This window comes from Mariniflexile jejuense (assembly GCF_042675665.1).
GTDB classification, from domain to species: domain Bacteria; phylum Bacteroidota; class Bacteroidia; order Flavobacteriales; family Flavobacteriaceae; genus Mariniflexile; species Mariniflexile jejuense.
This window is the reverse complement of record NZ_JBHTJI010000001.1, coordinates 2,514,297-2,534,783: the sequence shown is the minus strand read 5'-3', so window position 1 is coordinate 2,534,783 and position 20,487 is coordinate 2,514,297. Positions and strand designations below refer to the sequence as shown.

Sequence of the window (20,487 nt, the reverse complement as noted above, 5' to 3'; positions counted from 1 at the left end):
TATGATAAAATATATAACGGGAAACTTATTAGAAAGTACAGCTGAAGCTTTGGTAAATACCGTTAATACCGTTGGTGTTATGGGTAAAGGAATTGCTTTGCAGTTTAAAAACACATTTCCCAATAACTATAAAATTTATAAAGACAAATGCGATAAAAATCAATTCAATATAGGTGACTTATTAGTGGTCCAAGATGAAAACTTAATTACTGGTAAAAAAACAATCATCAACTTTCCTACAAAAACTCAATGGAGAAAACCTTCAGAATATAGCTATATTGAAACTGGATTAACAAAACTTAAAGAAGTTATAAATGAATATAATATAAAATCTATTGCAATTCCACCATTAGGAAGTGGCAATGGTGGTCTTCAATGGTCTACAGTCAAATCAATGATTGAAAACAAATTAATTGATTTAGATTGTGATATTTTTATATATGAACCTAATTCAACCGTACAAGAAGTTCTTAAAAAAGAACGAGTAAAGCTAACACCAGCAAGAGCTATGCTACTTTACATGCTTTTTAATCTTGTTAAAAATGGTGAATTTGTATCTGAATTTGCAAGTGAAAAATTATGCTATTTTTTACAAAAATTTGGTGGAGAAAAATATTTCAATTTAAAATATCAACCGAATTTTTACGGTCCTTACTCGGGAAAAGTCAAACACGTTCTCAACTACTTAAATGGAAGCTATATAATGGGTTATGCTGGAAAGGATAAAAAACCATTTGAAGAATTAAATTTAATGGTTGATTCTGAAAAGGAAATTTTTGCCTATATAAATAACAATAATGATTTAAAGGAAATTGTTAACAAAACATCTGATTTCCTTAACGGTTTTTATTCTGATTTTGGATTAGAATTATTATCAACTGTAGATTATATTGCGAATGATAAAAAAACGCAAAATAAAGATTTGATTATGGAGAATCTTAACAATTGGAGTGAAAGAAAACGCACCATGTTTTCTAATGATAATTTTGTAGAAATTGCTTTAAAAAAACTGGCAAATTCAAACCTAATCTAAATAACCTCAAACATTTTCCCCGGTAATGGGCGAACAACACCTTTTAACTCCATAGTTAGCAATACACTTGCTACTTTAAAGATTGGTATTTGACATTCAATAGCTATTACGTCTAATAACTGTTTGTCGTTTTCTTTTAAATATTCATAAATTACTTTTTCAGTAACATCCAATTCAACAAATAACTGTTTTTGTATAGCAGGTTTTTTGTCTTCTTCCAGTTTCCAACCTAAAATATAAGGCACATCTAAAGGCGTGGTAAGCATGTGTGCTTTTTGTTGCTTAATTAAATTGTTACAACCAACACTTTGCAAATCGGTAGTTCTTCCTGGTACCGCAAACACATCGCGGTTGTATGAATGGGCAATATCTGCAGTTACTAAGCTTCCGCCTTTTTCAGCAGATTCAACAACTATGGTTGCTTCACTTAAACCAGCTATAATGCGATTTCGTTTTAAAAAATTGTTTCTATCAAAAGTATCACTACTCCAAAAATCGGTAAAAAACCCACCATTTTTTTCAACATCAACCATATACTTTTTATGTACAGCTGGGTAAATTTGGTTTAAACCATGTGCCAAACAACCAATGGTTTGAAGCTTATGTTTTATAGCTGCTTTATGAGCCGTAATATCGGTGCCATAGGCAAACCCAGAAACAATAACTGGGTTGTAAATGGCTAGTTTTTCAACCAATTCCTCACAAAAAGCAATCCCACTAGTTGTAATTTTTCGTGCGCCAACAATACTAATAATGCGCTGTTTTTTTAAATTAATTGTTCCCGATTGAAATAAAACCATTGGTCCATCAATACAATGTTTTAGCTTTTCGGGGTAATTTTCATCTTCAAAATATAAAACCTCAATGTTATTTTCTTTAATGAATAAAACTTCTTTTTCAGCTTCTTTTAAATGATGTGGTTTAAACAAATCGCCTAAAATAACACTGCCAATACCATCAATTTTAAGTAAATTTTGTTGCTTTTCTTTTAAAACAGCTTCTGCAGAACCACAATGATTGATAAGTCGTTTAGCGGTAATATCGCCAATATTGGGCACGTGCTGCAACGCTAAAGTGTAAAGCAAACTGGTTTCGGTCATTATACTGTATTGATTTTGAAGTTAAAGAAAAGAATTTTTTACGATGTTAATAAAAAGTTTGAAGTTAATTTTAAACAAAAGCAAAAAATTATAACTTTGTTTCTATGCAATTAGAAACATACATAAGCGATTTACTTTATAGATATGAGTGTGTTACCATTCCAGAATTTGGAGCATTTTTAACACAACGTGCATCTGCAACTATTGATGACGCTACAAACACCTTTTATCCACCAAAAAAAACGGTGTCGTTTAACGAGCAAATTCAAAAAAACGATGGTTTATTAGCGCATTACGTAGCTGATGTAGAAAAAATTCCTTTTGAGGTTGCTAATGAAAAAATTGCAAAACGTGTAAACACTATAAAAGCCTTTTTAACACAAGGCGAAACGGTTACTTTTAAAAATATTGGAGATATTGTTTTTAATGCTGAAGGAAAAATAGTTTTTGAACCTTCATATCATTTAAACTATTTAACTAATTCATTTGGATTATCGCAGTTTGTATCGCCAGCTGTTTCTCGTGAAGTTTATAAAACAGACGTTGAAGCTATTGAAAAAGTAATTCCACTTACAATTACGCCCGAAAAACGCAAAGCCAGACCTTATTTTAAATATGCAGCTGTGGCTTTAATTGCCTTAACTATTGGCGGTTTGGTATCTTCTAAATATTATATTGACCAAATTGAGCAACATAACCAAATAGCTCAAGAAAAAGCTACACAACAATTGGAAGCTAAAATTGAGCAAGCTACGTTTAATTTAAATCCGCTACCTGCTATTACTTTAAATGTTGTAAAACAATCTGGTAATTACCATGTAGTAGCTGGTGCATTTAGAGTTGAAGACAATTGTGCTCAAATAATTGAAGACCTAAAAACAAAAGGTTTTAATGCAAGAAGTATTGGTGTAAACAAATATGGCTTAAACGAAGTAGTTTACGGAAGTTATGAAACTGCTGAAGAAGCATTAGTTGTACTTCGTGATGTTAGAAAAAATCAAAACGAAGATGCTTGGTTGCTGGTTAAAGAGCTAGATGTTGTAACTGAGTAATTATATCTTAAAATCCCTTACTAAATTCTAAAATCGTTTTACCTTTGCACAACTCAAAAAACGTTGTAATGCAAGCAAAAACTCCCGAGCAATCTAAAACGATTCTTACCGATATGGTTTTACCTGGTGAAACCAACCCGTTAAACAACCTTTTTGGAGGCGAATTGTTAGCCCGTATGGATAGAGCAGCTAGTATTTCTGCAAGACGCCATAGCAGACGCATAGTTGTTACCGCTTCGGTAAATCATGTGGCCTTCAGTCGTGCTGTACCTTTAGGAAGTGTTGTGACTGTGGAAGCTAAAGTTACGCGTGCTTTTAAAACATCGATGGAGGTATTTATTGATGTTTGGATTGAAGATAGAGAATCTGGTGAACGCACAAAAGCCAATGAAGGCATTTACACCTTTGTAGCTGTTGATGATACTGGGAAACCTGTATTAGTACCAGAAGTATTGCCAGAAACCGATATTGAAAAACAACGTTTTGAAGCAGCTTTACGACGAAAACAATTAAGTTTACTACTTTCTGGAAAAATAAAGCCTAGTGATGCAACCGAGTTAAAAGCCTTGTTTGAGTAAGTTTTAAAATAAAAATAGCATTCTAAAAAATATTAAAATTCCTGTTTTAGCAGGAATTTTACATTTTAAAAACCCAAGATGCAGGATTTTCTGTTACTGTTCCTTTAGATATTGAAAAACTTAAAATGGTTTCACCGTTTGAAGCATTTGTAAATACCTCACCTATAACTTGTTTTGTTGTTACTTTATCACCTTCTTTTACATAAACTTCTGATAAGTTTTTATAAACCGTTAAGTAATCACCATGGCGTACCATTACTATAGGGTTTACATTTTTCATTCTAAGTACCGCACTTACTTCTCCATTAAAAACTGCTAAAACTTTAGCGCCTTTTTCAGTTGCAATTCGCACACCATTACTTTTAATAGTTAATGAGTTGTCTATAGGATGCGGCTGTGTGCCATAACCAAGCGTTACATAGCCTTTTTCTACCGGCCAAGGTAGTTTACCTTTATTTGCGACAAAATTAGCTGCTAAAACCTTTTCTTCAGGTGTTAATGAAAACCCTGATGAACTTTTTGTAGCTGTTGCTCCCGTATTTTTTTTGTTCGATTTTGCAATGGCTTCTTTAATAATACGGTCAATTTCAGCATCAATTCTATCGGCTTCTTGTTGTTTTTGTTTTATTTGAGCAGCATACATAGAGCTATTTTTCTTAATAGCTTTCATTAATTCTTCTTGTTGCTTGCGTTCGCCTTCTAGCGTTTTTTGAACTTCTCTATTTTCTACAATAAGTTGCTTTTTTGCTTCTTGCTGTTTTAGTAGCTCTAAGTTTGTAGCCTGTAAATCGGCCGTTTTTAATTTAATGGTTTCACCTTGTTCTTTTTGGTGTTCTGTATATTGCTTCATATACTGCAAACGCTTGTAGGCTTGCTTAAAGTTTTCGGCAGATAGCAAAAACATGATTCTGCTTTGTTGGTTTTTACTTTTATAAGACTTAACCATCATTGCAGCATAATCGGCTTTTAAAACCTTTAATTCGTCTCTTAAATCTGAGATTTTTCGTTGGTTATAATTTATATCACGCGATAATAAATTGGCTTGCTGGTTTGTAAGTTTAATAAATTTATCTAGCACATTTATTTTATGCTTAGAACTTTGAATTAGATTTAATTGTGATTTTTCTTTGGATTTGTTTTCAGACTGAAGTCTATTAATTCTTTGAATTTCTAAACGAAGTTCTTGCCTACGATCTTCCAATTCTTTTTGTTTTTCACTTTGTGAAAACACAAACACGCTACAAAGCAAAAAGCTAAGTAGTACTATTTTTTTTAATGGTTGGTTATACTGTAACATTAAAGTTTTATTTCTTTAAAACCTGATGGTATTTTATATGGAAAACTTAAATCTTCTTTTAAAGTTATGCCTTTAAACTCTAATTCTATGATGGTTTCTTTGCTAGCTTCAACAGCAATTACTTTTACAAGTTCTGGTAAAAGTTGCTTTTCTACTTCTTGATATTTTAAGTAATCTACTTGTAAATGCCTAAATTCTTTAGGTTGTGTTACTTGTTGCGATTTTACTTTGAAATGTGCTGGATCTAACAAAAAGAAAATTTCAAATAATGCGCGTTGTTGTTTTGGTTGTACAACATAGGCTCCTTCATTAACCGATGCTTCATAATTAGCTGCATCTAAATTGAAAATAGGTTCGCCAAATAATAAATTTTGTACTTTTTCAAAATCTAATTCAGTTCCTAAAATATTGCTCAAATATTTGTAATCGCCTTCAAAATATGTGTTATCTAACTTATTGTAAAAACTAACTTTTTCGGGTGTTACTAATGCTTTTACTACCGAAAACGCTGCACTTATCCATAACACTTCGTCTTTTTTAGCTCTAAAATTTACAGTATAAGATTGCTCGTTACCGTCTTGATTATAGGTTATTTTAAGTTTAGATTGTAATGTTTTAAAATTAGCTACCTGTTTTGTATGCTCTTTTAGAAGTTGTTTTGTAGTTAAATTTAAATTGGCTTCACCTCCAGCAACGGTTTTAGATGATTTGCAATTAAACACCAAAAATGTTAACACAGTAAAAACGATGTATTTTAGTTTAATCATTAATTTGAGGTTTCTAATTGTTTTGCTTTATCACTAAACGTTTTTGCTTTAACTGTATTGTTTAAGCCGCTGTAAGCGATACTTAATTGTTTGTAAAAATCAATTTCCATTTTTGGATCATCAATTACATAATCTATGCCAGTTTCCAAAATATCAATTGCTTTTTTAGGTTGATTTAATTGGTTTCGTGCAACACCATTAATTAAATAAAACAAGGGTTGCGCAGGGTATTTTTGCAGTACATCACTGCTCTTTTTTTCTGCTACATCAAACTTTTGCAAATCTATGTAAAGTAACAATACGTTTTTAAGTACATTGAAGTTTTCTGAATCTATTTTTAAAGCAGCTTCAAAATACTCTAAAGCTTTGTTTTTGTTGTTTTTAGATAGGTAATATTGCCCTAATTCAATAAGGGTTTTACTATTGTTACTATCACCAACCAAAGCAGTGGCTTCAACTAAATCGGTTTCATACTGCGGATTATTGCCAACAAACTGCACAAAATCTGTAAGTACTTTAAGTTTGGCTTCAGGTTTTATTTCAGGACTTTTAACTACAATTTTCATAGATTCAATTGCTTTCTCTGCATTATTATCATCTAAATAAAACTTGTAAAGTGCTAAATGAACCACTTGTGAATTAGGGTTTACTTTCAATAATTCTTGAGCGGTTTCAAACGCTTTTTCTTTTTCGTTGTTTTCGCTGTATCTGTAAATAAGTTGTAAATAATTAGATTCTTTATCGGGATTATCTTCTACCCGTGCTTCCAAATTTTTAATTTGATCTTTTTTTCTTCCAGTGGCTTCATAAATTTGGTTGCGCATAATATCTCTAGCTACCGATATGCCAAACTCAACATCTAAAGCATCTAAAATTTTTAAGGCTTCATTATATTCTTTCGTTTTTAAGTATAAAGCAGCCAAATCTTCATTGTAATCAGGATGGTATTTTACAAGTTGTTTAACCGTTTTAATGGCTTTATCAAAATCGTTTTGTTCAATATAAAAACCGTAAAGTGCATCCAAAAACCACTCGTTTTCGGGTTCTAAATTGGTTGCTTTTTTAAACGCTTCTTCAGCAGCTCCAAAGTTTTTAAGCTGATTGTAATTTTTACCCAACTCAAAATACAAAACAGGCACCGTTTTATCCAATTCTATGCACTTTAAAAGCGCCGTAACCGAGCGATCGTAATTCTCAATGCCTTTTTGCTTTAAAGCCTCGTAAAATTGCTCTTGAAAGGTATCTTCAACATCACCTAAATCGTCGTCAGGCTTTTTATTAAAATCTACTTGCGCATAATGCATCTGCGGAAGCAAAAATGTTCCGATGATAAAAATGAGTATGTAAATTTTTTGTTTCATATTTACCTGCGAATGCAGGTATCTTTTTAATTAATTCGGTAACTTATTATAGTTTAGATTCCAATTTAAACTTAAATCCGCCCAATTAGGATTCATTTCTTCAATAAGCTTAATTTTCCAACCTATTTTCCATTTTTTGAACTGCCTTTCTCTTTTCTCAGCTTTACTTCCATCTTCAAATTCTTCAAAATAAATTAATTTGTCACAATTAAATTTGGCAGTAAAAGATTTAGGATAAACTTTTAGCTTGTGCTCTTTTACTCTTTCATCAATGTTATCTGTCACCCCTATGTACAAAACACCATCTGGTTTGTTTGTTATAATATAAACCTACCAATGTTCCATACTATTTTTATGAGATTCCTGCCTGCGCAGGAATTCTATTCTAACACCGAGTAATCGCCAATGCTTACACTTGTAAAGCTTCCATCAAACTTTACATGATTACCAATCATGGCATCATCTAAATTAGCGTTTTGAATAGTAGTATGCGTTTGTATTAAACTATTTTTAACAGTTGAGTTTTCGATAATACTATTATTACCAATTGATACATTAGGACCAACGGTACTGTTTTTAATCACCACATTTTCTCCAATAAAACAAGGTTCAATAATATTAGAATCTTGCAACATAGCAGATGTTGCCACCAATTGCTCCTCGCCATCTGCTTTTAAAAAACCTAACATTCTGGTATTTGTTTCAACGGTTATGGCTTTGTTTCCACAATCCATCCATTCATCAACAGTTCCAGTTTTAAAAACTTTTCCATCTGCCATCATGCGTTTTATACCATCATTAATTTGGTATTCGCCTCCATTGGTAACGTTTTCATCTAAAATTTGTTGCAACTTTTCTTTTAAAACTGCTACATCTTTAAAATAATAAATACCTATTACGGCTTGGTCGCTAACAAATTCTTTTGGTTTTTCAACTAGCTCAACAATCTCTTGGTTGGCGTTTAGTTTAACAACACCGTATGCTTCTGGGTTTTCAACTTGTTTCGTCCAAATAACGCTATCAGCAGTTGGGTCTAAATCGAACTCGGCACGTATTAGTGTATCAGCATAAGCAATAACTGCAGAACCCGATAAAGACGGTTTAGCACACATAATGGCATGACCTGTACCTAAAGGCAAATCTTGACGGTAAATAGATGCTTTTGCGCCTAAACTAGTTGCTAGTTTTTCTAAACTTTCAACAACATCATCGCCAAAAAAAGCTGGGTCACCTAAAACAAAAGCAATTTCGTCTATTGGTTGTTTTAAAACTTTAGCAATATCTTTTACCAAGCGATGAACAATAGGTTGTCCAGCAACAGGAATTAAAGGTTTTGGTACTGTTAAACTATGTGGCCGTAAACGAGAACCTCGTCCTGCCATTGGTACTATTATTTTCATTTTATTGAGTTGATTCGTTTATTTGTGTATTTGTTTTATGTTCTAAAATCATAAATCGTTAATCGTAGTTCTTCTTTTACTTCGTTCCAGTACTTCCAAAACCACCTTCGCCTCTAGTGGTTTCTGAAAGTTCTTCAACAGCAATCCATTCAGCACGTTCATGTTTTGCAATTACTAATTGTGCAATACGCTCGCCATTTTCAATTGTAAAATCGTCGTTTGAAAGGTTTACAAGTATCACTCCTATTTCACCTCTATAATCTGCATCAACAGTTCCAGGTGCATTTAATACGGTAATTCCTTTTTTTGCTGCTAAACCACTACGTGGACGTACTTGCGCTTCGTAACCAATTGGCAATTCTATAAACAAGCCCGTACCAACAATGCTACGTTCTAATGGTTTTAGTGTTCTTGATTCCGATAAATTTGCTCGCAAATCCATTCCTGCCGATGCTATGGTTTCATAATTTGGCAAAGCATGATTTGATTTGTTTATTATTTTAATAGTCATTACTTGTTAAATATTTTTTTTAATTCGTTTTTTTCTGAACTAACTACAATGCCCAAAAATACAATTAACATAGAAATACCAACCACATAATTGGCTCTAAATTGATAAAATGATACCATTGAAAGTCCTACAGAAAGCAATAAATACATGCCTATTTTTTTTAGATTGTAAGGTATTGGATAATACTTTTTACCATAATAATATGATAAAATCATCATGATAGCATAAGCTGCTAAAGTAGCAACCGCAGAAGCTTTATAACTATACGCTTTTATAAACATGAAGTTAATAACCAAAGTAACTATTGCACCAATAATAGAAATGTAAGCTCCAAATTTGGTTTTATCTGTAATTTTATACCAAACCGATAAGTTGTGATAAATACCTAAACAAAAATTGGCAATTAAAATAATAGGCACCACCCACATGGCTTCCCAATAAGCTTCACTTCTTACAATAATAGGTTTTAAAATATCGGCAAATACCACTACAAAAAGTAAAATTACTGAACCTAAAGCAACAAAAAATTCCAATATTTTGGCGTAGTTTTTTTGAGGGTTTTCGCTTTTAGCATGACTAAAAAAGAATGGTTCTATTCCTAATCGGTAAGCGGTTGCAAACAGCGTCATAAACAAAGAAATTTTGTAACATGCTGAATACATTCCTATGTGAGTATCTGCTACATTTGCAGGTAATAATTCTTTTAATAAAATTCTATCGAAAGTTTCATTTATTGAAAAAGCAACACCAGCCACCAAAACTGGAAGCGCATATTGCATCATGGTTTTCCATAAATTGGCATTAAACACATACTTTATTTTCGTATAAAATGGTGTCATTAAAAGCAACGTAACGGCACTTGCTATTAAGTTGGCAATAAATATGTAGCTAATTTCAAAATTGGGTTTGTAAATGCTTTCAAAAAGTGTACTGTTTACCGCCAGTTTTTTTAATGATAAAAGGAAAAACAAATTCAATCCTATATTAATAACAACATTAATTATTTTAATGAATGCATAACGCATAGGGCGTTGTGTAGCTCGTAACCATGCAAATGGTATGATAACCAAGGCATCAAAAAGCAAAATCCAGATAACTAAATTGATGTATTTTACATGAATATTAATGTAGTTTGCTATTTGATGTTGAAAACATAGCGCTAAAATGAAAAATCCAAATGAAGATACTATAAGTGAGATAGCCGATGTTCCTATAACTGCATCTTTATCGTCATCTTTATTAAAAAACCTAAAAAAAGCAGTTTCTAAACCATACGCTAATACCACGTTGAATAATACAAAATAGGAGAAAATAACAGATACTTCACCATACTCGGCAACTGAAGACAAAACACCTTTTGTAGTGTAAAGAGGTACTAATATAAAGCTAAGCATTCTTGGAAGTACGGTTGCTAGACCATAAATAAATGTTTGCTTAAATAAAGTTTTAAGTCCGCTCAAAGTAATAGATAATAAGTTGTGTTAAAAGTAGATAATTCAGTGAAGCTATAAAAATAATCACTAAATAAAAAAAGCTTCACAAATTTGTGAAGCTTTTGTATGAAAATTTAAGCTTTAATTAAATATATCTTTTTAGAGCAACCATTTTACCATCATTTAATGTTACTCTTAAAATATAAACTCCAGATGCTAAGTTTTGGTTTTCTAATTTTTGCCCTAACACACTATATACTTCTATTTTCACATCTTTAGTATTCGATATAAATTTATTATTCTGAACTACTATTTTAGAACCTATAACTGTATTCGACGCATTACTTAAAACAGCATTTGCTATTTGGACATTATTTATTGTTGGGTATGTAGTACCAGAAGTAGTTAAAATTCTAACTTCATCTACGTTATCAAAACTAGAATTCAAATTCACCGAAACTCTGTTTCCATTGTTATTTCCAACAAAAGTAGTTATTGCTACTTGAGAACCATTTTTAAAACCTGTAACGGTCATTGGTTGGTTGTTATAATTTCCCCAATCAAACCAATCAAACCCATTTATTTGAAACTCCAAACCTGAAGCTTCTTTAATAATATGTCCTTTCCAACCAGTAGTAGAACCATATGGAACTGCAAAAGTGGTTAAACCTGTAAAGTTATCAGTCCCGGATAATTCGCCTGCAGATTTCCATTCTATTTCAGCAATATTATTTAATGCATCATTTACATTATAAATTTCTATTGCTAAGCCTAAAATATCAGTAGAACCACCTTCTCCATCAGTTGCAATACCATCATTCCAAAGCGTTCCTGCGTCCGATGTGAATGTTAATGTTTGTGCCTCTGCTTTATTAAAAATAATTAATAAAAACAGAACAATAAATAAAACGTAATTTTTTTTCATAGTAAATTTAGGTTAAGTAAAAATCTACTCAAATATATCAAAACAAACATAGAAATTAAGAATTTACTTTAATCTTAATTATTTAATCTTGTATAAAGTGAATTTTGTCGATGTTTTAAAAAACAAAAAAGCCTCAATGATATGAGGCTTTATAATATAAAGGATTTCTGTTTGAGCAGAAATGATAAAACTAATGATTTTAGTTGTTTAATGCTTCCGCACCACCAACAATTTCTAAAATTTCGTTAGTAATGGCAGCTTGACGTGCTTTGTTGTATGTTAATTTAAGCTGATCTCTTAGTTCTTTGGCATTATCGGTTGCTTTATGCATTGCAGTCATACGCGCACCGTGTTCGCTAGCAAAAGAGTCTCTAATACCTTTGTACAATTGTGTTTTTAACGACTTAGGTATTAATTGCTCTACGATTTCAATTTTTGATGGTTCAAAAATATAATCTAAATTAACATTAGTATCAGATTCAACAGGAACAATTGGCAAAAATTGTTCAACCATCACTTCTTGAGTAGCAGCATTTTTGAATTTGTTATAAACAATTTCAATTTTATCGAACTCGCCAGCAACAAACTTACCCATTAACATTTGAGCAATTTCAGCTACGTTATCAAAAGTTAAATCGTCGTAAATAGTATTATAATTGGCAATAACTTTACCCGATTTTTTAAAGGCATCATTACCTTTTTTACCAATTGCTAAATACGAAACTTCTTGATTAGCATACGCATTAGATGTTAATTTGCTTACTTCTTTTATGATGTTTGAATTGAAAGCTCCAGCCAAACCTCTATTTGAAGTAATTACTACAATTAAAACCTTTTTTACGTCGCGTTGTGTAGAGAATTTGCTACCTGAATCTACATCTAAAGTAGCACTTAAACTTTGTAAAAGTTCGGTTAACTTATCTGCATACGGACGCATTGCTGTAATAGCATCTTGTGCTTTTTTTAACTTAGCAGCCGATACCATTTTCATGGCACTGGTAATCTGCATCGTTGAAGATACCGATGATATTCTGTTACGTATTTCTTTTAGATTCGCCATAATCTCTTTTTGTCATTCCGCACTTATTGCGGAATCTATTTAATTCAATTTCAAAACATGAGATTCCTGCTTTTTACAGGAATGACAATTAAGCTTTGTATTTTCCTGATAAATCTTTCGCTACAGCTGTTAATGTATCTGTAACTTCATCAGTTAATTTACCTGCTTTTAAGTCTGCTAACACATTGGCATGTTTCGCTTTTAAGAATTCCAGATAATCTCTTTCAAATTCTTTAACTTTTTCAACTGGTACGTCTCTTAATAAGTTTTTAGAACCTGCATAAATAATAGCGATTTGGTCTTCAACTTTAAAAGGATCGTTTTGAGCTTGTTTTAAAATCTCAACGTTACGTTTACCTTTATTAATTACGTTTAAGGTAACGGCATCTAAATCAGATCCAAACTTAGCAAACGCTTCTAATTCACGAAATTGTGCTTGGTCTAATTTTAAAGTACCTGCTACTTTTTTCATTGATTTAATCTGTGCATTACCACCAACACGAGATACCGAAATACCTACGTTAATTGCTGGACGTACACCAGAGTTGAATAAATCTCCATCTAAGAAGATTTGCCCATCTGTAATAGAAATTACGTTTGTTGGGATATATGCAGAAACGTCTCCCGCCTGCGTTTCAATAATTGGTAATGCTGTTAACGAACCACCACCTTTTACGATTGGTTTTAACGATTCTGGAAGGTCGTTCATGTTTTTAGCAATATCATCATTGTTGATTACTTTCGCTGCACGCTCTAATAAACGCGAGTGTAAGTAGAAAACGTCACCTGGATACGCCTCACGTCCTGGTGGACGACGTAATAATAAAGAAACCTCACGGTAAGCTACCGCTTGTTTAGATAAATCATCATAAATGATTAATGCTGGACGACCAGAATCTCTAAAATACTCACCAATAGCAGCTCCTGCCATAGGCGCATATACTTGCATAGGTGCAGGATCGGATGCATTTGCAGCAACAATAGTAGTATAAGCTAAAGCACCTCTATCTTCTAATGTTTTTGCAATATTTGCTACTGTAGAAGCTTTTTGACCTACAGCAACATATATACAATATACAGGATTACCTGCATCGTAAAATTCTTTTTGATTTAAGATGGTATCGATACAAACAGTTGTTTTACCTGTTTGACGGTCTCCAATAACCAACTCACGTTGACCACGACCCACAGGAATCATTGCATCGATAGATTTAATACCAGTTTGTAAAGGCTCTGTTACAGGCTCACGGAAAATAACTCCAGGTGCTTTACGCTCTAAAGGCATTTCGTAAGTTTTACCAGAAATAGGACCTTTACCATCTATTGGGTTTCCTAAAGTATCTACAACACGTCCAACAATTCCTTCTCCAACATTGATAGAAGCAATACGGCCTGTACGTTTTACTGTAGAACCTTCTTTAACTCCTTTAGAAACTCCTAGTAATACAATACCTACGTTATCTTCTTCAAGGTTAAGTACGATACCTTCTAAACCGCCATCGAATTCTACTAACTCGCCATATTGAGCGTTAGCTAATCCGTAAGCACGTACAATACCATCACCTACAGTTAATACAGTTCCAACTTCGTCTAAAGAAGCACTTGCTTCGAAACCTGCTAGTTGTTGCTTTAAGATTGCTGATATTTCAGCTGGTTTTACTTCTGCCATCTTATTATTTATTTAGATATAAATATCTTAGTTTAATGTGAATTCTCTTTTTAATTTACTTAATTGATTTGAAATACTTGCGTTGTATTGGATATCTCCAACTCTTAAGATGAAACCTCCTAAAATACTTTCATCTACAATGCTTTGTACTTCAATATCATTTCCTGTAAGCTCTTTTGCTTTAGCCAATACTTTTTGTTTTAAAGCATCGGTTAAAGGAATTGCTGTAATAACCGTTGCTACTTGAATACCTTTAGATTCATCAAATAACTGCGTGTATTTTGAAGCAACATCACACAAAATAGCAATTCTATTGTTAGTTACTAAAGTATCTATTAAGCTTAAGGTTGTTTTATCTGCGTTTTTAAAAACCTCCAACAACACTGCTTTTTTTACCGAAGCATTTACTACAGGACTCTGTAGTGCATCGTTTAAATCTTTGCTTTCTGCAATAGTGTTTGCAATTAGCTTCATATCAGTGTTAACAGCATCGGCCGTATTTCTGTCGGATGCTAAACTTAAAACTGCTTTTGCGTAACGTATTGCTGCTCTTGCTCCTGCCATGGTTTTAGTTTAATTTTGCTTCGCTTAACATAGACTCCACTAATTTCTCTTGTTTGTCTTTGTTAGATAATTCACCACGTACTACTTTTTCAGCAATTTCTATAGATAAACCAGCTACTTGACTTTTAAGTTCTGCCATAGCTGCTTTCTTTTCACTTTCAATAGCTGCTGTAGCTTGCTCGATCATTTTGTTAGCTTGAGATTGCGCTTCACCTTTAGCATCTTCTATCATTTTGTTTTTGATATCTCTTGCTTCTTTTAACATTTCCTCACGCTCTGCTCTAGCTTCTTTTAATAACTTTTGGTTATCTGCTTGAAGGTTTTGCATTTCTAACTTTGCTTTTTCAGCAGATTCTAATGCTCCTTTAATTCCTTCTTCTCTTTTCTCTACAGCGTCAAGAATTGGTTTCCAAGCAAACTTTTTTAATAAAAGCACTAAACCAATAAACAATACAGATTGCCATACGAATAAACCTAATGAAAATTGTTCAATTAATTTTTCCATTTATGTGTCTTTTTATACTAGTTAATTTTTAATTTAAAAACAGCTATAACCAACCGTTATAGCTGTTTTTTGTTTTTAAACTGCAAATAAAGCAGCAAATCCAATACCTTCAATAAGTGCAGCTGCAATAAGCATAGCTGTTTGGATTTTTCCTGAGGCTTCTGGTTGGCGAGCTATAGCTTCCATAGCTGAACCACCAATTTTACCGATACCTAAACCAGCACCAATAACGATTAAACCAGCTCCTACAATGTTTGGAATTGTCATAATATATATATTAAAAATTAAACACTCAATTTATATTTTCATTTTTGCCAAAATGAAAAACTTATTTTTTACTCATTAATGATGATCGTCGTGGTGATGCTCTTCTACAGCCGAACCAAAGTACAATGCCGATAACATTGTAAAGATGTACGCTTGTAAAGCAGCCACTAAAAGTTCTAACAAGGCTAACACGAATGCTAAACCAAATGATAATGAACTTCCTAACCAGTTTTTAAAGATAAACATTAAACCTATAATACTCATTAATACGATATGCCCTGCAGTGATATTTGCATACAAACGAATTAATAATGAAAATGGCTTAATGAATGTTCCTAATAATTCTATTGGAGCTAAAATAATTTTCATTGGCCATGGCACACCAGGCATCCAGAAAATATGTCCCCAATAGTTTTTGTTAGCTGTAAATGTGGTTATTAAATAGGTTAATAACGCTAATGCTAATGTTACAGCAATATTGTTTGTTACGTTAACTCCAAGTGGCGTTAACCCTAATAAATTGATAATCCAAATAAAGAAAAACACGGTTAATAAATACGGCATATAACGCTTATATTTTTTAATACCAATGTTTGGAATCGCAATATCATCTCTAATGTATAAAACTACAGGCTCTAGTAAACGTCCCATACCTTTTGGTAATGCACCTTTTGTATAAGACTTAGCCATGCTTCTAAACATGAAGAATATCAACAAGCCTACTAAAAAAATAGTGAATACGTTTTTAGTAATTGAAAAATCTAAAGGTTTAAAGTTTGTAGCATGATGATGCGCATCATGGTGAATAGTGCCTTCAGCGTTTGTTTTGTATATTTTTCCGTGATATAATTTGTAGTGGTTTCCATTAACCTCTGCAACAGATTCGCCGTGATGAAGTTTTGAAGATGAAAACACTTGTAACCCATTATCCCATAAAATTACAGGAAGCGGAAAACCAACGTATTTATGCTCACCAGCATCAGTTTCATAAGAATATAAACCAAAGTCATGAGAATCAAGTAAGTGATGATTGATGTATTCTTTAATTTCTTCCTTTATACCTTGTTTACCTTCCACTTCTGGAGCAATTTCTTCTAAGTGCATTTTTTCTTCCTCATGCTGAGCGAAAGAAAACGTTGAAACGAAGAAAAATAATAAACAAATTGTTTTTAATGAAAATATATTTTGCATATCACTTAATTAATAGTGGGCTAAAAATCGGTGCAAAGGTATGGTTTTATCTTAAAATCAAAAAACAAAATCTCACATTATTTACGTAGTCCTTTTTTTTACTTATTCATTTGCATCTAATCTTCCCAGAAGCCTTATAGAAGCTACTGTTTCAGTGATTAAGCAAATGACATATGGAATAAAAAAAGACAAAAATTCGTTGCGAGTTATAACACCATCTGAATGATATGTTGGATAAAAGAAGACAAAAAAGAATCCGAACTTAATAAAACTACCAATCATAAAAATAAATCCTAGTTGGTCTTTAAACTTATTTCTGAAAACAAACAGTGTACTTAAAATTGCAATAGCTAATATGGTATTGATTATAAAAGCTAAAATTATTTGACTACTTAATGCTTCGGTTTTAGTGATTTGTAAAATCCAAGTGTATATAAAATAAGTAACTAAAGAAACGCTAAGTATGGCAAAAACGCTTCTAATAAATAATTTTTTCATCAATCGTTAAACTTCTTTAGTTGCTGTAATACAACATATAAGGAAATGGCAACACCAAGCAGCGTGCCTATAATTAAAAATAATTTACCGCCTTCAAAATATTTAGAATCTAACCACTTACCTAACAAAACAAAAAGGTAAATAGTAATACCCATTTGAATTGCTACACCAGTAAGTACAACAGCATTTTTAAGCTGTTTTTTCGGTTTTTGTTCCTTGTTCACCTTTGTTCATTTCTTTTACGGTACCTTTCATAATACACGATACATTAAATGTAGCTCCAGGTTCCACGGCTAGTTTACCTGCAACAACTTCACCATCAATATGTGCCGAAGCTTTTAAGGTAAGCGTGCCTGATAATCCTAATTTTCCTGAAAATTTACCTTCAAAGTAAGCGTCTGTTCCTTGCAAGGTTCCTTTTATGTAGCCTGATTTTCCAACAACAATTTTACCTGTGGTTTTTATATTGCCTTCTATTGTGCCATCTATTCTAAAATCGCCTTCGCTATTAAAATCGCCAACTATTTTTGTGCCTTGTGAAATGATATTTTGACTAGATAAGCCTTCTAATGATGGTTTGTCTTTTTTGTTATCTGAAAACATAATGCTATTTATTTAGAGTTATTAACTGTATTTAAATAAGCATCCAAATTTTTGTAGATTTGAATGATTTGGTAATTTGTTGATGTTATTGCAAAGTAGGATGCTGTTATTTTTTTCTTGTCTTCTTTGGTTAGTAATTGGTTGAAGGTTTTTGCTACTTGCGCATTTTTTAAACCATGTACAATTACAAATGTTGTTGTTGGATTATACACATCTACCGATGATTTTAATGTATAATACTTTATGTTTTTTAAAGCGACATCTAAGTCTTTTTGAAAACTAGCAATTTGCTCTTTTTTAGCATTTTCAAACTTAAAAACAACCTTATAGTTATTTGCTATACTATCATTTTCTTTAACAAACTCGTTACTTGTTAATTTAGGTAATACATTTGTTTCAATATCTTGCGCTTGCTTGCCTTCGGGCGTATTTGCATAAGTAACTGCTACATAATTTATTGCTTCTTTATAAGCTTCAATACCGTATAAACGCCCTGTTGCAGTTGCTTTTAAAAGTTCTAGTTTTGAAACTATTTGCTCGCCATCAAAGGTTTGAATATACGTTTCACTTTTTGAAACAACATCAACATATTCTTGTTTTTCAAACTGACTGTACAATGCTTCATATAAACTTTCAGGGCTATTTTCATCTTTATCTGAAGCAGATTCTGGATTGGTTAAAATTGTAGCATATCTAGATTCTGGATAGTTTGAAACAATATCGGTTTTTGCTATTGTTGCTTCGGCGTTTTCACCTAAAGCTTCATAAATTTTGTATAAATTGTATTTTGAAGGTAGAATTAATCGTTCTTCTGGGTTGCTTTTTAATAAATTTTGAAACTTACTTTTGGCTAATTCGTATTCTTTAAATTTCTCTTTATAAATTAATCCTAATTGATAATAGGCGTAGTTTCTTTCTTTTGAAATGCTATCAATTACTTTTGATTCGGAAGGTATTTTAGAAATGTAAAACTGCGGATCGTACTTTTCTTCTTCTGAAGCTGTTGCTATAAGATTATCTGTTGATAGATTGTCGTTTGAAGCAGAATTTCCTTTGCTACTCCATCGCCAATTGTCTTCCAAAGCACGATTACCCCAAATTTTTACAAACTCGTTTTTTCCATACGATACGGTAGTAGGGTTGTAAAAATAAAACATGGCAGCTTGTGTTGGCGTGCCATTTCGTTGTGTTTGTGCACCACCTAATTGGTTATTAACCGTTGCTAAACCTGAATTATTACGTTCGGCAGCTTCTGCTTTTGCCTTTTCTTTTTCGGCTTTTATTTTTAGTTTTTCAATAAACGTTTCAAAATATGCAACACGTTCATCTTTAGAAAAATTAACCAATTTTAAAACACTATCGTTTACTTTGGCAATGTCTTCATAATAAATAACATCTTCTAAATTATCGCGTTTGCGTTTTATAATGCGGTATGGTTTTGTGTTCAAATCCAAACTTGTCATGGTACTATCGTAATAATTTCCTGCTTCACGATATACCGATTTATCAAAATTCATATCTCCAAGAATTTCATAATTTTTGGCTCTTAAAATTTTGTCTGTTGAATTGGTTCGTAACGATTTATTAAAATACGTTATTGCTAAAGAATCTGATTGGTTTTGCAAATAATAGGCTGCTTTTTGATGATAAATTTTATCTAAAAACGGACGATTTTCGCGATTTTCTTCAAGTTTCGTAATGTGTTCTAGTAATTCATACTTGTTGCCTTTTTCGTAATCGAAATTTTTAATTTTTTCGATTTCGGCACATATCATGTAAATTCTAGGTGTTTTGCGGTTTAGCTCTATAACTTTATCAAAAGCATAATTTGCACTGTCTTTTTTACCTAACTCGTTGTATAGTTGTCCTTGTATAAATCTGTAACGCCCAAGTTCATCATTCTTTTTTGTTGCGTTTGAAGCTATTTCTAGTTGTGTTATGGCGCTATCAACGGATTTTGTGTTTAAATAAGCTTGTGCTAGCATTGAGGTTGCATCTGCCAAATCTTGGTCGTCTAGCTTTTCTTGTTCTAATAAACGCTTAAGGTTTTTAATAGCAAGCTCGTCATTATCTAAACGGATATTGGTTTTTTCGCGCCAAATTTTCGCTTGGTTTATCTTATCACTTGCAGGATATTTGTACAGAATGTAGTTAAAGGCTTCTAAAGCTGGTATAAAACGTTGGTCGAAATATCTAGACTTGCCTAAAAGTAAATAGGCTTCATCTATTTGCGGGTTTTTCTCTTTTCCAGCAATTGTAATACTGTGTTTTTGAATGGCTTTTACAGCTTTTTCTTCAGCTCTTGTAAAATTCTCGTTTTTTGATTGCCCAGGAAGCATCACCTCATCCGAGATTTGTAAACGTTCAATAGGTAAAACTTCCCAATAGTTATCTGCATAACCATCGGTTAAGCTTTTTCTGCCTTCTTCTAAAGCAATATAACCATTGTAAAGCGCATTAAATTCTGCTGTAACAGCATGAAAATTTCGGTTAATAAATTTGTCTTTTTTACGAGAACAACTAACTAACAGTAATGTAGAACATGCAATAACTAAGGTTGCTTTAAACGGTATTTTCAATGCTGGTATTTTTAGTCTAACTAAATAACTATAAACTCGTGCTTATATTATGTAAGCAGGTAAAAATAAGCATCTTTTTCGATTAACCCATAAA

General features: G+C 32.3%; 22 protein-coding genes. 3 read left to right on the top strand and 19 right to left on the bottom strand.

What is annotated here, in order from left to right:
- The first annotated feature begins 1 nt into the window (after position 1).
- A complete protein-coding gene (gene darG / locus ACFQ1R_RS10830) occupies positions 2 to 1,033 on the top strand; it encodes a type II toxin-antitoxin system antitoxin DNA ADP-ribosyl glycohydrolase DarG (protein ID WP_379926188.1) in 1,032 nt (343 codons plus the stop codon).
- Here the strand turns inward: darG and dprA are convergent.
- Complete coding sequence (gene dprA, locus ACFQ1R_RS10825) at positions 1,030 to 2,133, bottom strand: DNA-processing protein DprA (protein ID WP_379926187.1); 1,104 nt, start codon at positions 2,131 to 2,133, stop codon at positions 1,030 to 1,032. The two genes, darG and dprA, sit on opposite strands and share 4 nt — an antisense overlap.
- Before the next feature lie 104 nt (positions 2,134 to 2,237).
- Between dprA and ACFQ1R_RS10820 the strand changes: the two genes are divergently transcribed.
- Both ACFQ1R_RS10820 and ACFQ1R_RS10815 read left to right on the top strand, forming a co-directional pair.
- Complete coding sequence (locus ACFQ1R_RS10820) at positions 2,238 to 3,185, top strand: HU domain-containing protein (RefSeq protein WP_379926186.1); 948 nt, start codon at positions 2,238 to 2,240, stop codon at positions 3,183 to 3,185.
- A gap of 68 nt (positions 3,186 to 3,253) precedes the next feature.
- Positions 3,254 to 3,763 carry an acyl-CoA thioesterase gene (locus tag ACFQ1R_RS10815; protein ID WP_379926185.1) on the top strand — a complete coding sequence of 170 codons (510 nt, stop codon included), beginning with the start codon at positions 3,254 to 3,256 and terminating at the stop codon, positions 3,761 to 3,763.
- Positions 3,764 to 3,821: 58 nt separating this feature from the next.
- Here the strand turns inward: ACFQ1R_RS10815 and ACFQ1R_RS10810 are convergent, their stop codons facing one another.
- The 18 genes from ACFQ1R_RS10810 to porW all read right to left on the bottom strand — a co-directional run bounded on the left by ACFQ1R_RS10810 (position 3,822) and on the right by porW (position 20,393).
- Complete coding sequence (locus ACFQ1R_RS10810) at positions 3,822 to 5,060, bottom strand: murein hydrolase activator EnvC family protein (protein ID WP_379926184.1); 1,239 nt, start codon at positions 5,058 to 5,060, stop codon at positions 3,822 to 3,824.
- Positions 5,060 to 5,827, bottom strand: a complete 768-nt coding sequence (locus tag ACFQ1R_RS10805) for a DUF4292 domain-containing protein (protein WP_379926183.1) — start codon at positions 5,825 to 5,827, stop codon at positions 5,060 to 5,062. Before ACFQ1R_RS10805 ends, ACFQ1R_RS10810 begins: the two co-directional genes overlap by 1 nt.
- Positions 5,827 to 7,188, bottom strand: coding sequence for a tetratricopeptide repeat protein (locus ACFQ1R_RS10800; protein ID WP_379926182.1), 1,362 nt, complete (start codon positions 7,186 to 7,188; stop codon positions 5,827 to 5,829). The genes ACFQ1R_RS10805 and ACFQ1R_RS10800 overlap by 1 nt, the downstream gene beginning before the upstream one ends.
- 30 nt (positions 7,189 to 7,218) lie before the next feature.
- Positions 7,219 to 7,509 (bottom strand): GIY-YIG nuclease family protein, encoded by a 291-nt coding sequence (locus tag ACFQ1R_RS10795; protein WP_379926332.1) that lies wholly within the window; start codon positions 7,507 to 7,509, stop codon positions 7,219 to 7,221.
- 59 nt (positions 7,510 to 7,568) lie between these two features.
- On the bottom strand, positions 7,569 to 8,588 hold the full coding sequence (locus ACFQ1R_RS10790; protein ID WP_379926181.1) for a sugar phosphate nucleotidyltransferase: 1,020 nt from the start codon (positions 8,586 to 8,588) through the stop codon (positions 7,569 to 7,571).
- Between the two features lie 76 nt (positions 8,589 to 8,664).
- The gene (dut, locus tag ACFQ1R_RS10785; RefSeq protein ID WP_379926180.1) at positions 8,665 to 9,099 is read right to left on the bottom strand and encodes a dUTP diphosphatase; all 435 of its coding nucleotides are present in this window, start codon (positions 9,097 to 9,099) and stop codon (positions 8,665 to 8,667) included.
- Positions 9,099 to 10,559 (bottom strand): oligosaccharide flippase family protein, encoded by a 1,461-nt coding sequence (locus ACFQ1R_RS10780; RefSeq protein WP_379926179.1) that lies wholly within the window; start codon positions 10,557 to 10,559, stop codon positions 9,099 to 9,101. The genes dut and ACFQ1R_RS10780 overlap by 1 nt, the downstream gene beginning before the upstream one ends.
- 118 nt (positions 10,560 to 10,677) lie before the next feature.
- Positions 10,678 to 11,457: a T9SS type A sorting domain-containing protein gene (locus ACFQ1R_RS10775; RefSeq protein WP_379926178.1), complete on the bottom strand. Its 780-nt coding sequence runs from the start codon at positions 11,455 to 11,457 to the stop codon at positions 10,678 to 10,680.
- A gap of 199 nt (positions 11,458 to 11,656) precedes the next feature.
- Positions 11,657 to 12,517, bottom strand: a complete 861-nt coding sequence (gene atpG, locus ACFQ1R_RS10770) for an ATP synthase F1 subunit gamma (protein WP_379926177.1) — start codon at positions 12,515 to 12,517, stop codon at positions 11,657 to 11,659.
- An 88-nt stretch (positions 12,518 to 12,605) separates the two neighbouring features.
- Entirely contained in the window at positions 12,606 to 14,186 is a 1,581-nt protein-coding gene (atpA, locus tag ACFQ1R_RS10765; RefSeq protein ID WP_379926176.1) for a F0F1 ATP synthase subunit alpha, read from the bottom strand.
- Between the two features lie 27 nt (positions 14,187 to 14,213).
- Positions 14,214 to 14,750 carry an ATP synthase F1 subunit delta gene (gene atpH / locus ACFQ1R_RS10760; protein ID WP_379926175.1) on the bottom strand — a complete coding sequence of 179 codons (537 nt, stop codon included), beginning with the start codon at positions 14,748 to 14,750 and terminating at the stop codon, positions 14,214 to 14,216.
- A gap of 4 nt (positions 14,751 to 14,754) precedes the next feature.
- A complete protein-coding gene (locus ACFQ1R_RS10755; RefSeq protein WP_379926174.1) occupies positions 14,755 to 15,255 on the bottom strand; it encodes a F0F1 ATP synthase subunit B in 501 nt (166 codons plus the stop codon).
- A 75-nt stretch (positions 15,256 to 15,330) separates the two neighbouring features.
- Positions 15,331 to 15,522 carry an ATP synthase F0 subunit C gene (gene atpE / locus ACFQ1R_RS10750; RefSeq protein WP_379926173.1) on the bottom strand — a complete coding sequence of 64 codons (192 nt, stop codon included), beginning with the start codon at positions 15,520 to 15,522 and terminating at the stop codon, positions 15,331 to 15,333.
- A gap of 75 nt (positions 15,523 to 15,597) precedes the next feature.
- Complete coding sequence (gene atpB, locus ACFQ1R_RS10745; protein WP_379926172.1) at positions 15,598 to 16,713, bottom strand: F0F1 ATP synthase subunit A; 1,116 nt, start codon at positions 16,711 to 16,713, stop codon at positions 15,598 to 15,600.
- Between the two features lie 102 nt (positions 16,714 to 16,815).
- Positions 16,816 to 17,211 carry a DUF6168 family protein gene (locus ACFQ1R_RS10740; RefSeq protein WP_379926171.1) on the bottom strand — a complete coding sequence of 132 codons (396 nt, stop codon included), beginning with the start codon at positions 17,209 to 17,211 and terminating at the stop codon, positions 16,816 to 16,818.
- Entirely contained in the window at positions 17,211 to 17,435 is a 225-nt protein-coding gene (locus ACFQ1R_RS10735; RefSeq protein ID WP_379926170.1) for an AtpZ/AtpI family protein, read from the bottom strand. Before ACFQ1R_RS10735 ends, ACFQ1R_RS10740 begins: the two co-directional genes overlap by 1 nt.
- Positions 17,401 to 17,814, bottom strand: a complete 414-nt coding sequence (locus tag ACFQ1R_RS10730; protein ID WP_379926169.1) for a bactofilin family protein — start codon at positions 17,812 to 17,814, stop codon at positions 17,401 to 17,403. Before ACFQ1R_RS10730 ends, ACFQ1R_RS10735 begins: the two co-directional genes overlap by 35 nt.
- Positions 17,815 to 17,822: 8 nt before the next feature.
- Entirely contained in the window at positions 17,823 to 20,393 is a 2,571-nt protein-coding gene (gene porW / locus ACFQ1R_RS10725) for a type IX secretion system periplasmic lipoprotein PorW/SprE (RefSeq protein WP_379926168.1), read from the bottom strand.
- Positions 20,394 to 20,487 lie beyond the last annotated feature (94 nt).

What these genes read in the sequence shown, in the direction of transcription:
- darG (WP_379926188.1), top strand. Translation starts at nt 2, where the DNA reads ATGATAAAATATATAACGGGAAACTTATTAGAAAGTACAGCTGAAGCT.
- dprA (WP_379926187.1), bottom strand. Translation starts at nt 2,133, where the DNA reads ATGACCGAAACCAGTTTGCTTTACACTTTAGCGTTGCAGCACGTGCCC.
- ACFQ1R_RS10820 (WP_379926186.1), top strand. Translation starts at nt 2,238, where the DNA reads ATGCAATTAGAAACATACATAAGCGATTTACTTTATAGATATGAGTGT.
- ACFQ1R_RS10815 (WP_379926185.1), top strand. Translation starts at nt 3,254, where the DNA reads ATGCAAGCAAAAACTCCCGAGCAATCTAAAACGATTCTTACCGATATG.
- ACFQ1R_RS10810 (WP_379926184.1), bottom strand. Translation starts at nt 5,060, where the DNA reads ATGTTACAGTATAACCAACCATTAAAAAAAATAGTACTACTTAGCTTT.
- ACFQ1R_RS10805 (WP_379926183.1), bottom strand. Translation starts at nt 5,827, where the DNA reads ATGATTAAACTAAAATACATCGTTTTTACTGTGTTAACATTTTTGGTG.
- ACFQ1R_RS10800 (WP_379926182.1), bottom strand. Translation starts at nt 7,188, where the DNA reads ATGAAACAAAAAATTTACATACTCATTTTTATCATCGGAACATTTTTG.
- ACFQ1R_RS10790 (WP_379926181.1), bottom strand. Translation starts at nt 8,588, where the DNA reads ATGAAAATAATAGTACCAATGGCAGGACGAGGTTCTCGTTTACGGCCA.
- dut (WP_379926180.1), bottom strand. Translation starts at nt 9,099, where the DNA reads ATGACTATTAAAATAATAAACAAATCAAATCATGCTTTGCCAAATTAT.
- ACFQ1R_RS10775 (WP_379926178.1), bottom strand. Translation starts at nt 11,457, where the DNA reads ATGAAAAAAAATTACGTTTTATTTATTGTTCTGTTTTTATTAATTATT.
- atpG (WP_379926177.1), bottom strand. Translation starts at nt 12,517, where the DNA reads ATGGCGAATCTAAAAGAAATACGTAACAGAATATCATCGGTATCTTCA.
- atpA (WP_379926176.1), bottom strand. Translation starts at nt 14,186, where the DNA reads ATGGCAGAAGTAAAACCAGCTGAAATATCAGCAATCTTAAAGCAACAA.
- atpH (WP_379926175.1), bottom strand. Translation starts at nt 14,750, where the DNA reads ATGGCAGGAGCAAGAGCAGCAATACGTTACGCAAAAGCAGTTTTAAGT.
- ACFQ1R_RS10755 (WP_379926174.1), bottom strand. Translation starts at nt 15,255, where the DNA reads ATGGAAAAATTAATTGAACAATTTTCATTAGGTTTATTCGTATGGCAA.
- atpE (WP_379926173.1), bottom strand. Translation starts at nt 15,522, where the DNA reads ATGACAATTCCAAACATTGTAGGAGCTGGTTTAATCGTTATTGGTGCT.
- atpB (WP_379926172.1), bottom strand. Translation starts at nt 16,713, where the DNA reads ATGCAAAATATATTTTCATTAAAAACAATTTGTTTATTATTTTTCTTC.
- ACFQ1R_RS10740 (WP_379926171.1), bottom strand. Translation starts at nt 17,211, where the DNA reads ATGAAAAAATTATTTATTAGAAGCGTTTTTGCCATACTTAGCGTTTCT.
- ACFQ1R_RS10730 (WP_379926169.1), bottom strand. Translation starts at nt 17,814, where the DNA reads ATGTTTTCAGATAACAAAAAAGACAAACCATCATTAGAAGGCTTATCT.